The 12,340-nt window shown below is 70.6% G+C and carries 10 protein-coding genes; 3 read left to right on the top strand and 7 right to left on the bottom strand.

Translation table 11 applies throughout. The annotated features are described in order from the left end of the window. Positions 1-100 precede the first annotated feature (100 nt). Positions 101-1,390: a citrate synthase gene (locus OIC96_RS30820; protein ID WP_330304727.1), complete on the top strand. Its 1,290-nt coding sequence runs from the start codon at positions 101-103 to the stop codon at positions 1,388-1,390. Between the two features lie 539 nt (positions 1,391-1,929). Here OIC96_RS30820 and OIC96_RS30825 read toward each other — a convergent pair. From OIC96_RS30825 to OIC96_RS30840, 4 genes are all read right to left on the bottom strand, one after another. Next, a complete protein-coding gene (locus tag OIC96_RS30825) occupies positions 1,930-4,197 on the bottom strand; it encodes a heavy metal translocating P-type ATPase (protein ID WP_406501660.1) in 2,268 nt (755 codons plus the stop codon). Between the two features lie 66 nt (positions 4,198-4,263). Then, positions 4,264-4,503: a heavy-metal-associated domain-containing protein gene (locus OIC96_RS30830; RefSeq protein ID WP_330304725.1), complete on the bottom strand. Its 240-nt coding sequence runs from the start codon at positions 4,501-4,503 to the stop codon at positions 4,264-4,266. A 51-nt stretch (positions 4,504-4,554) separates the two neighbouring features. Beyond that, a complete protein-coding gene (locus OIC96_RS30835; protein WP_330304724.1) occupies positions 4,555-5,505 on the bottom strand; it encodes a PrsW family intramembrane metalloprotease in 951 nt (316 codons plus the stop codon). A 96-nt stretch (positions 5,506-5,601) separates the two neighbouring features. Beyond that, positions 5,602-6,309 carry a TetR family transcriptional regulator gene (locus OIC96_RS30840; protein WP_330304723.1) on the bottom strand — a complete coding sequence of 236 codons (708 nt, stop codon included), beginning with the start codon at positions 6,307-6,309 and terminating at the stop codon, positions 5,602-5,604. A 167-nt stretch (positions 6,310-6,476) separates the two neighbouring features. Here OIC96_RS30840 and OIC96_RS30845 point away from each other — a divergent pair, with 167 nt between their 5' ends. Both OIC96_RS30845 and OIC96_RS30850 read left to right on the top strand, forming a co-directional pair. Beyond that, complete coding sequence (locus OIC96_RS30845; protein WP_330304722.1) at positions 6,477-8,885, top strand: MMPL family transporter; 2,409 nt, start codon at positions 6,477-6,479, stop codon at positions 8,883-8,885. 45 nt (positions 8,886-8,930) lie between these two features. Next, complete coding sequence (locus OIC96_RS30850; protein WP_330304721.1) at positions 8,931-9,974, top strand: zinc-dependent alcohol dehydrogenase family protein; 1,044 nt, start codon at positions 8,931-8,933, stop codon at positions 9,972-9,974. Here the strand turns inward: OIC96_RS30850 and OIC96_RS30855 are convergent. The 3 genes from OIC96_RS30855 to OIC96_RS30865 all read right to left on the bottom strand — a co-directional run bounded on the left by OIC96_RS30855 (position 9,955) and on the right by OIC96_RS30865 (position 12,241). Continuing rightward, a complete protein-coding gene (locus OIC96_RS30855; protein ID WP_327428857.1) occupies positions 9,955-10,539 on the bottom strand; it encodes a GNAT family N-acetyltransferase in 585 nt (194 codons plus the stop codon). The genes OIC96_RS30850 and OIC96_RS30855 overlap by 20 nt on opposite strands. A gap of 110 nt (positions 10,540-10,649) precedes the next feature. Further along, positions 10,650-10,850: a helix-turn-helix transcriptional regulator gene (locus OIC96_RS30860; RefSeq protein ID WP_330304720.1), complete on the bottom strand. Its 201-nt coding sequence runs from the start codon at positions 10,848-10,850 to the stop codon at positions 10,650-10,652. 383 nt (positions 10,851-11,233) lie between these two features. Next, on the bottom strand, positions 11,234-12,241 hold the full coding sequence (locus tag OIC96_RS30865; RefSeq protein WP_330304719.1) for an AraC family transcriptional regulator: 1,008 nt from the start codon (positions 12,239-12,241) through the stop codon (positions 11,234-11,236). Between the last annotated feature and the right edge of the window lie 99 nt (positions 12,242-12,340).

Here is a 12,340-nt window from a genome sequence, read left to right on the forward strand (position 1 = left end):
CCAATGGTCGACCCCGAGTGCACTCTCCAGGGCCAAATGGGGGATGGTAGAGACAGTCAGGGCACCTCGAAGAAGAGGCACAACGTCGGTGAGGGATGACGTGAGCGACAACTCTGTAGTACTGCGGTTCGGCGACGGCGAGTACACCTACCCGGTGATCGACAGCACCGTCGGCGACAAGGGCTTCGACATCGGGAAGCTCCGCGCCCAGACCGGGCTGGTGACTCTGGACAGCGGGTACGGCAACACCGCCGCCTATAAATCCGCGATCACCTACCTCGACGGTGAGCAGGGCATCCTCCGGTACCGCGGCTACCCGATCGAGCAGCTGGCCGAGCGCTCCACCTTCCTTGAGGTGGCCTCTCTGCTGATCAACGGCGAGCTGCCGAACGTGGACGAGCTGTCCACCTTCAGGAACGAGATCACGCAGCACACCCTGCTGCACGAGGACGTCAAGCGCTTCTTCCAGGGCTTCCCGCGCGACGCCCACCCGATGGCGATGCTGTCGTCGGTGGTCAGTGCCCTGTCGACGTTCTACCAGGACAGCCACAACCCGTTCGACGAGAAGCAGCGTCACCTCTCGACGATCCGCCTTCTCGCCAAGCTTCCGACGATCGCGGCGTACGCCTACAAGAAGTCGATCGGTCACCCCTTCGTCTACCCGCGCAACGACCTCGGGTACGTCGAGAACTTCCTGCGCATGACCTTCTCGGTCCCCGCTCAGGAGTACGACCTCGACCCGGTCGTCGTCGCCGCGCTCGAGAAGCTGCTGATCCTGCACGCGGACCACGAGCAGAACTGTTCGACCTCCACCGTGCGTCTGGTCGGCTCCTCGCAGGCGAACATGTTCGCCTCGATCTCCGCCGGCATCTCCGCCCTGTGGGGCCCGCTGCACGGTGGCGCCAACCAGTCCGTCCTGGAGATGCTCGAGGGCATCCAGGCCAACGGCGGCGACGTCGACTCCTTCATCCGCAAGGTGAAGAACAAGGAGGACGGCGTCCGCCTGATGGGCTTCGGCCACCGGGTGTACAAGTCCTTCGACCCGCGCGCCAAGATCATCAAGGCCGCCGCGCACGACGTCCTCTCGGCCCTCGGCAAGTCCGACGAGCTGCTGGACATCGCGCTCAAGCTGGAGGAGCACGCGCTCTCCGACGACTACTTCGTCTCGCGCAACCTCTACCCGAACGTGGACTTCTACACCGGCCTGATCTACCGCGCCATGGGCTTCCCGACCGAGATGTTCACGGTCCTCTTCGCCCTCGGCCGCCTTCCGGGCTGGATCGCCCAGTGGCACGAGATGATCAAGGAGCCGGGTTCCCGCATCGGCCGCCCGCGCCAGATCTACACCGGCGAGGTCCTGCGCGACTTCGTCCCGGTCGAGGGTCGCTGAGCCTCGTACGCGGGGCTCGCTGAGCCCCGTACAGAAGCAGAAAAACGGAAAGCGCCCTGCTACCAGTCCCCCCACGGGCTGGCAGTCAGGGCGCTTTCCTTGTCCCGGTGCGGATTCCCCCCACGGGATCCGGCCGGGCGTCGGTGGGCAGCGCCTGAATCGCTGCGACGTGCTGCGAGCCAAACGAGCAAAACTCGCTGTCCTGCGGTGCGGTCTGCCGGGACGCGCACGACGGGAGGGCCGCTCAAAGCTCCCCGGTGTACGTGCCCCGGCAACGCAATTTCCGGGAACGTCCCCCAAGACATCCCCAGATGTCAGTCACGCCCCCCAAGACGCTTCTGACACCGCCAACTTAGACTCACGAACCCCTTCGGTGGTTACGTTCACATCACTGTGATCTGCGTCTCTTGCAAATGTCCTGAAGATACGCAAGAGCCCCGATACGACAATCGGGGCCCAAGCGTAAGGAAGATGCGCGAGCCTTGTGAAGAGCTTATGTGAGGCTGTCGTTGGACTCTAGGGGGACTCTTACCCCGACGTCATGAGAATGTCCTGAGCCGAAGGCTGTTCGTCACCACGAACACCGACGAGAAGGCCATCGCGGCCCCCGCGATCATCGGGTTCAGCAGACCGGCCGCGGCCAGCGGCAGTGCCGCCACGTTGTAGCCGAAGGCCCAGACCAGGTTTCCCTTGATCGTGGAGAGGGTCCGCCGCGACAGCCGGATCGCGTCCGCCGCCACCCGCAGATCCCCGCGCACCAGCGTCAGATCGCTCGCCTCGATCGCCGCGTCCGTGCCCGTACCCATGGCCAGGCCCAGGTCGGCGGTGGCCAGCGCCGCCGCGTCGTTGACCCCGTCGCCGACCATGGCGACGGTGCGGCCCTCGCTCCGCAGCCGCTTGATCACGTCGACCTTGTCCTCGGGCAGCACCTCCGCGATCACCTCCCCGGCGTCGATGCCGACGGCGCGCGCCACGGCCTGCGCGACCGCCCGGTTGTCGCCGGTGAGCAGAACCGGCGTGAGCCCCAGGGCGCGCAGCGCGCGCACGGCCTCCGCGCTCGTCTCCTTGATCGCGTCGGCGACGGTCAGGACGCCGAGTGCCACGCCGTCCCGGGCGACCACGACGGCCGTACGTCCCTCCGCCTCGGCCGCGGCCTTGGCGCGGGCCAGCTCCTCCGGGAGCACCTCCAGGAACCGGCCCACCGTGACGTCAGAGCCGTCCACGCGCCCGCGCACGCCGCGCCCCGGCACGTTCGCGAAGTCCTCCACCACCGGAAACGCCCCAGCGCGCTCCTGAGCGCCCGCCGCGACGGCCTGGGCAATGGGATGCTCGGAGGCGTGTTCCAGGGCGCCGGCGAGCCGCAGGACGTCCTTCTCGGCGGCGCCGTCGACGACGTACACCTCTTGAAGTTTCATTCGTCCCGTCGTCACCGTCCCGGTCTTGTCCAGGACGACGGTGTCGACGCGGCGCGTGGACTCCAGGACCTCGGGTCCCTTGATGAGGATGCCGAGCTGGGCGCCGCGTCCCGTGCCGACCATCAGGGCGGTCGGTGTGGCCAGGCCCAGCGCGCACGGGCAGGCGATGATCAGTACCGCGACGGCCGCGGTGAACGCGGCGACCGTGTCGCCCGTGACCGCGAGCCAGACCCCGAACGTGCCGAGCGCGATCAGCAGCACCACCGGCACGAAGATCCCGGAGATCCGGTCGGCGAGCCGCTGCACCTCCGCCTTGCCGTTCTGCGCGTCCTCGACGAGCCGCGCCATCCGCGCGAGCTGGGTGTCGGCGCCGACCCGGCCGGCCTCGACGACGAGCCGGCCCCCGGCGTTCACGGTCGCGCCGGTCACCGCGTCGCCGACGGTCACGTCCACCGGCACCGACTCGCCCGTCAGCATGGAGGCGTCGACGGCGGAGTACCCCTCCACCACCGTCCCGTCGGTGGCGATCTTCTCGCCGGGCCGTACGACGAAACGGTCGCCGGCCGCGAGCTGCGAGACGGGGACACGGACCTCACGGCCGTCGCGCAGCACGGCCACGTCCTTCGCGCCCAGCTCCATCAGCGCCCGCAGCGCCGCCCCCGCGCGCCGCTTGGAGCGGGCCTCCAGGTAGCGGCCGAGCAGGATGAACGCGACGACACCGGCGGCGACTTCGAGATAGAGCGCCGAGGAACCGTCCGTACGCGAGACGGTGAGGTCGAAGCCGTGCCGCATGCCCGGCATCCCGGCGTCCCCGAAGAACAGCGCCCACAGGGACCAGCCGAACGCGGCGAGCGTGCCGACCGAGACCAGCGTGTCCATGGTGGCCGCGCCGTGCCGCGCGTTGGTGAACGCCGCCCGGTGGAAGGGCAGTCCGCCCCAGACGACGACGGGCGCGGCGAGCGTCAGTGAGAGCCACTGCCAGTTGTCGAACTGGAGGGCCGGGACCATCGACAGCAGGACGACGGGGAGGGCGAGGAGGGCGGAGACGGTGAGGCGTACGCGCAGGGCGGCGAGTTCGGGGTCGCACTCCTCGGCCGCGTCCTCGACCGGCTCGGGCGGCGGGGGCTCCTCGGCCGTGTATCCCGTCTTCACCACGGTGGCGATCAGATCGGCGACCTGTACCCCCACGGGGTAGGAGACCTTCGCCTTCTCCGTCGCGTAGTTGACCGTGGCGGTGACGCCGTCCATGCGGTTGAGCTTCTTCTCGACGCGGGCCGCGCAGGAGGCGCAGGTCATTCCGCCGATCGTGAGTTCGACTTCCGAGGTCGTGCCTATGGGGGTGTCAGCGAGGGTGCTGGTCACGTCCGTACTCCAGGGAGAGGACCGGGCCATGCGGAGCCAGTATCAGCTGGTCGGCACGGCCCGGTGCGGAGGAGGTGCTGCTGAGGAGCTGACCGCTCAGGCCTTGTCGACGAGTTCGAAGCCCGCCTCGTCGACCGCGGCGCGCACGGCGTCCTCGTCGAGCGGCGCGGCGGAGACGACGGTGACCTCGCCGGTGGAGGCTACGGCCTTCACCGAGGTGACGCCGGCGATGCCGGAGATCTCGCCGGAGACGGAGCCTTCACAGTGCCCGCAGCTCATCCCGCTGACCTGGTAGACGGTCGTGACGGAACCCGGGGTGTCGGTCTGCGCGCTCATGGCGTACTCCTCATCGAGGCGTGTGGGGCTTGGGAGACCCAGGCTATACCCCTAGGGGGTATTTCTCCAAGTAGGGTCACGGCGCGCCAGCGAGCGCACCCAAGCGATCCCGGCGAGCGAGACGAGGACCAGGCCGCCGACCGAGAACAGCGTGAAGAGATGTTCCTGCTCGTCGGTGGGCCGCGGCATGTAGCCCTGCCCGAAGAGCTTCCTGTCGAGCCCCGTACTGGTCAGCCGCGCCACCAGCCAGAGCGCGATGCCGTGCGTCGAGTCCCAGAAGGCGTGCAGCAGGGAGGCGCCGAGGTAGGTGCCGAGCACCGGAGAGGGGAACTCGAAGCGCCCGTTCGGGCGGCGGTACGCCAGCAGCACCGCACCCGCGATCGCGGTCCACAGGCCGTGCCCGAACGGGGCGAGCACCCCGCGCAGGATCTCGGTCTCCAGGAGCGCGCGCAGGTCGACCCCCTTGAGGGAGACGGCGGCGTTGAGCGCGTACCCCGCGCTCTCCAGGGCCGCGAAGCCGAACCCGACGGTCGCGCCGAGCATCAGACCGGCCCGCAGCCCGCGGATACGGGGCTGCCGGCGCAGCACGAACATCAGCGCGGCGAGCTTCACCGCCTCCTCGATCAGCCCGACGCCGACGTACATCCCCAGCGAGGGGTGGAGCAGGTAGTACTCCATCACCGACGCGCCGAGCACACCGAGCGTGCCGCCGGTCAGGAAGCAGCCGAGGATCAGGTTCACTCCCAGATCGCGGCCGTGCCGCTCGTACGCCCAGAGCGCGAAGACGATCGGGACCAGGAAGCTGCCGAGCAGGATCAGGGTCGGCAGCAGCGTGGTGTTCTTCGTCGCGTACGTGACGAGCGCGGTCAGTGCCCAGAGCGCGAGCCCGATGCCCAGGCAACGCTTCCACAGTCCGGCGCGGATCTGGGGGTACGGCTGCGGGGGCTGCTGGGGTCCGGGAATGCGGGCCCGGGGTGCACCGGGCGGCTGATTCTGGGTCACGGCTCGTCCCTCGGGTTCGGACAGGTCAATTTGTCCGAACCTTATGGGGGATACCCCCTATGTCGCAGTCCGGGGCACCCATTCTGATCACGCCGGTCAGGAACTCGGAGTCCTGGTGACGTCCGTGGGGGCCGGAGGTGTGGTCACGTCCGCCGGGGTGACCGTCCGGCCGTTGACCAGCGGCTCCAGGTAGCGGAACAGCACGTTCTTCAACTCCCGGACGTACGCCTCGCGCTCGGCTCCTTCATGGGCGAGGACCAGCTCCAGGCCCGCCTTGTACATGCCCAGGCAGACATGCGCGGTGCGGCTGATGTCGGCGGCCGGCGCGTCGGGCAGGAACGAGGAGAGCAGCACCTCGATCCGGGCGACCAGGGTCGCGTGCAGGGCGTCGTGCTCCTCGGTGATCCGGCCCGGGATGTCCGGACCGTGCATCAGCGCGAAGAACACGGGGTGGTCGCAGTTGAAGGCGACGAAGCGGTCGACGGCGGCGCCGACCGCCTCCTCCAGCGGAGTCGCGGGGTCGACCGGCGCGAGTGCCTCGCCGTACGTCGCGCGCATCTCGTGCATGAGCCGGTCGCCCAGCTCGATCGCGATGGCCTCCTTGTTCGGGAAGAACTGGTACAGCGTGCCCGGCGAGACGCCTGCCTCGCGGGCGATGGCGTTGGTGCTCGCGGAGGTGTAGCCGGTCGCGCAGAAGACGGCGGCGGCGGCCTCCAGCAGCTGGGCGATACGGCGCTCGCCGCGGGCCTGCCGGCGGACGGGCCGTTCGTCGGCGGTCTGCTGCTTCTCGGGCGTCTCCGGCACGAGTTGTCCCCAGCTTTCCGAACGAGATTGACAAACGCGAGTGCTCGCTCGCATTCTGGTGAAACGCGAGCGATCTCTCGTGTTTGCCAATTCTATGGCAATAGTCGACCCATGCTGCCTGAACGGACGGACGGGACGCAGGGTCACGGTGAAGGGGACACCGCACGATGACCGAAGACAGCAGCGCGGGCGACAGCCCTGGCCGGGGCGGGCGCCGGGGTGGGGGCGAGGGTCGCGCGAGCGGTTCGGGCGCCGGGCCGCAGGTGGATGAACCGCCGGTGAGCCGTTCGAGCGTGGGCGGCTGGACCCGTTTCGTCACCGCGAGGCCACGGCTTTCCCTGCTCGTCGCGCTGCTGCTCACCGCGCTCGCCGTGGTCGCCGGCAGCGGGGTCGCCGACCGGCTGGGCAGCGGCGGCTGGGAGGCCCCGGACGCCGAGTCCACCTACGCGACCAAGGCCCTGGAGCGGGAGTTCCCCGCCTCGCAGCCCAATCTGCTGCTCCTCCTCGACTCCGGGAGCGCCTCGGCCGACGATCCGTCGGTCGCCGCCGAGGCGAATCGGCTCACGGCGCGGCTCGCCACCGAGCGGGGCGTCACCGGCGTCGGTTCGTACTGGCAGTCCGGCTCACCGGCACTGAAGGCGAAGGACGGGCACGAGGCGCTGATCGCCGCGCGGATCACGGGCGACGAGAAGACCGCCAGTGACACCCTGGACCGCCTCGCGCCCTCCTACCGGGGCAAGCACGGATCGGTCCAGGTCAAGGTCGGCGGCCCCGTCGCCGTGCGGCACGAAATGCAGAACACCATCCGCGAGGACCTGACCCGCGCCGAGCTGATCGCCCTGCCGGTGACCCTCGTCCTGCTGGTGATGGTCTTCGGCAGCGCGGTCGCGGCCCTGCTGCCGCTCGGGGTGGGCATCATCGCGATCCTGGGCACGAACGCGGTGCTGCGCGGCCTCACCGAGTTCACCGACGTCTCGGTCTTCGCGATGAACCTCACCACGGCCCTGGGGCTCGGCCTCGCCATCGACTACGCCCTGTTCATCGTCCGCAGGTTCCGCGAGGAACTCGCCACGGGCGCCGAGCCGTTGACCGCCGTCGGCACCACCCTGCGCACCGCCGGGCGCACGGTCCTCTTCTCCTCCCTCACGGTCGCCGTGTCACTGGCCGCGATGCTGCTCTTCCCGCAGTACTTCCTGCGCTCCTTCGCGTACGCGGGCATCGCCGTGGTGCTGCTGGCCGCGGCCGCCGCGCTGATCCTGCTCCCGGCGGCACTGGTGCTGCTCGGGAACCGGGTGAACTCCCTCGACCTGCGGCGCCTGTTCAGGCGCGGCAAGCCGCGCACAACCGGTGACGGAGAGGCGGGGGCGGTCGGTGAAGGCGGCCTCTGGGGACGCATGGCCGACCTCGTCATGCGCAGGGCACCGATCTTCGCGGTGGCCACCACGGTCGGCCTGATCGTCCTCGGACTGCCCTTCCTCGGCGTCAAGTTCGGCACCGCGGACGACCGTCAGCTGCCCTCCGGCGCCGAGTCCCATGTGGTGCAGCAGCACATACGGGACGGCTTCCCGGGCAGCCCCGGCGGCGGCCTGGAGGTGCTCGCCGAGGGGCGGGCGACCGCGACCCAGTACGCGCGGTACAAGGACCGGATCGCCGCACTGCCCGAGGTGCTGCGGGTGGACGGGCCGCTGGTGAAGGGCGACTCGGCGTACTTCACGGTCCTGCCGAAGGGCGAGGCCGTCGACGAACGGGCCCAGCACCTGGTGGGCGAACTCCGCGCGACGGACGCCCCGTTCGACACGTCGGTGACCGGCACGGCAGCCGTCCTCGTCGACTCCAAGCACGCGATAGCCGACCGGCTCCCCTGGGCTGCGGCCTTCATCGCGATCGTCACTCTGCTGCTGGTGTTCCTGCTGACCGGCAGCGTGCTGATCCCGATCCAGGCGGTCCTGCTCAACGCGCTCAGCCTGACGGCGATGTTCGGCGCGGTGGTCTGGGTCTTCCAGGACGGCCATCTCTCCGGCCTGCTCAGCTTCACCAGCCCGGGCTCGATCGAGACGACCCTCCCGGTCCTGATGTTCTGCGTCGCGTTCGGCCTCTCCATGGACTACGGCGTCTTCCTCCTCTCCCGGATAAAGGAGGAGTACGACCACACCGGCGACCACCGGGAGGCGGTCCGCTTCGGCCTCCAGCGCACCGGCGGGCTGATCACCGCGGCCGCGGTCATCCTCGCGGTGGTCATGGTCGCCATCGGCACCTCGCGCGTGACCAACACGAAGATGCTCGGCCTGGGCATCGCGCTCGCCGTGCTGATGGACGCGATGGTCGTCCGCAGCCTGCTGGTCCCGGCGGTCATGCGCCTCACGGGCCGCGCCACTTGGTGGGCACCGGGACCGCTGCGCCGATTCCACGACCGGTTCGGGCTCAGCGAGGGGGAGGGGCCGGCGGCTGCCGTCCCGGAAGGTACCGCCTCGGACCCGGAAGAAGCAGGCGAGCGGGGTGCTCGGGACAAGGAGGAAGGCGATCGGGGCAAGGAGAAGGGTGATCGGGGCCGGGACAAGGCAGAGGCGCGGGGCTAGCGTTCACTCCGGAAGGCGATGATCTCCGGGTGGAGGGCGAGACGGATGCGGGCAGTGGTCTTCGAGCGGTACGAGGAGCCGGCCGAGGTACGTGAGGTGGCGGACCCGACGCCCGCGGAGCACGGAGTCGTGGTGCGGGTCGAGGCCACCGGGCTGTGCCGGAGCGACTGGCACGGCTGGATGGGGCACGACCCGGACATCACGCTGCCGCACGTACCCGGGCACGAACTCGCCGGGACCGTCGAGGCGGTGGGCGCCCGGGTGACCGGATGGCACCCCGGCGACCGGGTCACCGTCCCGTTCGTCTGCGCCTGCGGAAGCTGTCCCTCGTGCGCGGCCGGCGACCAGCAGGTGTGCGAACGGCAGACCCAGCCGGGGTTCACCCACTGGGGATCCTTCGCGCAGTACGTGGCACTCGACCACGCCGATGTGAACCTGATCGCGGTGCCGGACGAGCTGTCCTTCGCGACGGCGGCCTCGCTGGGCTGCCGCTTCGCCACGGCGTTCCGCGCGGTGGTCGCGCAGGGGCGGGTGGCCGCGGGGGAGTGGGTCGCGGTGCACGGCTGCGGCGGCGTGGGCCTGTCGGCGGTGATGATCGCGGCGGCCTCGGGAGCGCGGGTCGTGGCCGTCGACGTATCACCGCAGGCGCTGGAGCTGGCACGGAAGTTCGGGGCGGCGGAGTGCGTGGACGCGTCCCGGGCCGAGGACACCGGGGAGGTGGTACGCGAACTGACGGGCGGAGGGGCGCACTTGTCGCTGGACGCCCTCGGTTCCCCCGTCACCTGCGCGGCCTCGGTGAACGGCCTGCGCCGCCGGGGCCGCCATGTCCAGGTCGGCCTGCTGCCCTCGCCGACGGGTTCCACCCCGGTCCCGATGTCCCGTGTGATCGGCCTCGAACTCGAACTGATCGGCAGCCACGGAATGGCGGCGCACGCCTACCCGGGGATGCTGGAACTGGTCCGCGCGGGCGCACTCCGGCCCGACCTCCTGGTCACGTCCATGATCCCGCTGGACGCGGTGCCGTCCGCGCTGGCGGCGATGGGGACGGCACCGGGGTCGGGGGTGACGGTCATCGAGCCGTGGAGCTGACGGCCTCGGGGTGCCCGCGGTGGGCGGCCCACTCATGGGCGAGGACCGACATCCGTACGGCGTCGATCCACTCGCCCTCGTGCAACAGGGTCTGCCGCTCGACACCCTCGGCCACGAATCCGGCCTTCTCGTAGGCGCGGCGGGCCCGGGGGTTGAAGGCGAAGACGTACAACGAGACGCGATGCAGGCCCAGTTGCTCGAAGGCGTGCCCGACGATCAGCCGGGTCGCCTCGGTACCGAGGCCGCGGTCCCGGCCGCGGGGGCCGATCAGAACGCGGAACGAGCAGTTGTGGTTGTGCCGGTCCCACTCGTTCAGGACGACCTCGCCGACGAGTTCACCGGTGGCCCGGTCCACCACCCCCAGGTCGAGCCGGTCGTCCTGGTCGTTGCGCGTGCCGTACCAGGAGCGCAGCCGGTCCAGGCCGAATTCCTCGGTGGGGCTGCCGGTGAGCCGGATGACCTCGGGGTCGTCCAGGATCTCGGCCATCACGGGGACATCGTCCTCGGTGAACGGCCGCAGCACGGCCCTGTCACCGGTGAGGACGGGTTTCACGGAGAAGCTCATCCCCGGATCTTCGGCAGGCGTCCGGGCCGGGGGCAAACGAATAAAGGCTGTGCCCCGCTCGCGTCGGGCGGCGGGGCACAGCGGGGCGGGCCGGCGGGGAGGGGTGCGGGTCAGTCGTATCTGCGGCCGCGGTTTCCCGGGCGGGAGGCGACCCAGGCCCGGACGGTCTCCGCGTACCAGTAGGGCTTTCCGCGCTCCACATGGTCGGGCGGGGGGAGCAGTCCGTGCTTGCGGTACGACCGCACGGTGTCCGGCTGCACCTTGATGTGCGCCGCGATCTCCTTGTACGACCAAAGCCGATGGTCGGTCATGAGTGGCACCTCCCTGCGCGCACCGCGGCGGCGGCCGGGGGCGGCCGTCGGGGGAGCCGAGCGCTGCGCTGGCGATCACAAACCCTGTGCCCCGTGAACGACATAGCGTGACCGCAGGGCAGCCCCTGTTGATCTGGTGTGACCGAAGACCCGCGTACACGCGACATGTGTGACAGGAAGGTGGTTTTTGTGACACGAGTGACGCATTGGCGGGCATGTGGCACCGCCCTGGCCGCGCGCCGCGGGGGCAGAGAGTGTAGGCGGGGAGCGTGGGCAGCCCGAGGTGGGCCGGACCCGCTGCGCCGGGCCCGGCCCACCGGCTCCCCGTATCCCCCGAGCCCCCGCATTCCCTCGGGTTCGTGGCCGGAATGCACAGCGTGCCCTCAGCGTCGCTTTCCGGTCTTGGAAAAAATCGCACTCCGGTCGATCGCGCTCCGGTCGGAGGCGATCGCATTCCGGTCGGGAGAGAGCACCAGGCTGGTCGCCTCGCCCGCCATACGGTCGGTGCCCGGAGGGCCGGGCGGCGATACCGGTGGATTTCCCCGCGCCGCCGTGAACTCGCGCGGTGTGCACCCGGTCATCGCCCGGAACTCCCCGCTGAGGTGCGCCTGGTCGTAGTACCCGCAGGCCGCCGCCGTCTCGGCCTGCGACCGCCCCGCCGCGAGCAGCCGCCGTGCCCGCTGCAACCGCAGCACCCGGGCGGCCGCCTTCGGCCCGAGCCCGATCTGCTCCCGGAAGCGGTTCTCCAACTGCCGTACGCTCCAGCCGACCTCGTCGGCGAGCCGGGGCACCGGTATCGCGCCCCAGGTCCGCTGGAGGTGCCCCCAGGCCCGCACCACCCGCGCCGAACTCGGCGTCCCCGCCCCCGCCCAGCGCGCGAACACGTCGTCGAGCAGCCCGAACCGCTCCGCCCAGCCGGGCAACGCGGCCAGCGAGGCGGAGAGTTCACCGATGCTGCTCCAGCGGTCGCGGCTGGAACGGGCGCCCAGCAGATGCGGCAGTTCGTCGGGATCGACCGGCCGGTCGGTGAGTTCGTACTGCGGAATGCCGAAGAGCGTGAACGCCGCCCACGGCGCGAGCAGCACCTCGATGCCCGCGAGCCGTCCGTCGTGCTCGCCGACGGCCGCGGTGGTGGTGGGTCCGGAGAACACCGACACCAGGGTGGCGGGAGGCCGGCCCGCGCGCGAGATGCGCAGCGGCTGGCCGAAGCCCAGCAGCAGCGTCGCCGCACCGATCGGCGCCTCCAGCCTGCGCCGCGGCCCGTCGAGGGCGAGCCGGATCCCGCGGTAGCTGATCACCCCGGGCCGCAGCCGCGGATGGGGCAGCGCGACCACGGTCTCCCAGGCGCCGCCCGGCCCGTATCCCGCACGCGAGACGATTCCCGTCGCCATCCGCCCTCCCGCCCCGCGCAGTCCGCACTGGGAAACCCCATGGTGCAACGCGGCAGGGGGAGGTCGGAAGGCCGGAAGGCAGGCGGGAATGCCTAAATG

The organism is Streptomyces sp. NBC_00775 (genome assembly GCF_036347135.1).
In the GTDB taxonomy this organism is placed as follows: domain Bacteria; phylum Actinomycetota; class Actinomycetes; order Streptomycetales; family Streptomycetaceae; genus Streptomyces; species Streptomyces lutosisoli.

Bases quoted from the DNA above. Each gene is read 5' to 3' on its own strand.
- OIC96_RS30825 (WP_406501660.1), bottom strand. From the start codon at position 4,197: ATGGCCCGGTCCTCTCCCTGGAGTACGGACGTGACCAGCACCCTCGCT.
- OIC96_RS30830 (WP_330304725.1), bottom strand. From the start codon at position 4,503: ATGAGCGCGCAGACCGACACCCCGGGTTCCGTCACGACCGTCTACCAG.
- OIC96_RS30845 (WP_330304722.1), top strand. From the start codon at position 6,477: ATGACCGAAGACAGCAGCGCGGGCGACAGCCCTGGCCGGGGCGGGCGC.
- OIC96_RS30850 (WP_330304721.1), top strand. From the start codon at position 8,931: ATGCGGGCAGTGGTCTTCGAGCGGTACGAGGAGCCGGCCGAGGTACGT.
- OIC96_RS30855 (WP_327428857.1), bottom strand. From the start codon at position 10,539: ATGAGCTTCTCCGTGAAACCCGTCCTCACCGGTGACAGGGCCGTGCTG.
- OIC96_RS30860 (WP_330304720.1), bottom strand. From the start codon at position 10,850: ATGACCGACCATCGGCTTTGGTCGTACAAGGAGATCGCGGCGCACATC.
- OIC96_RS30865 (WP_330304719.1), bottom strand. From the start codon at position 12,241: ATGGCGACGGGAATCGTCTCGCGTGCGGGATACGGGCCGGGCGGCGCC.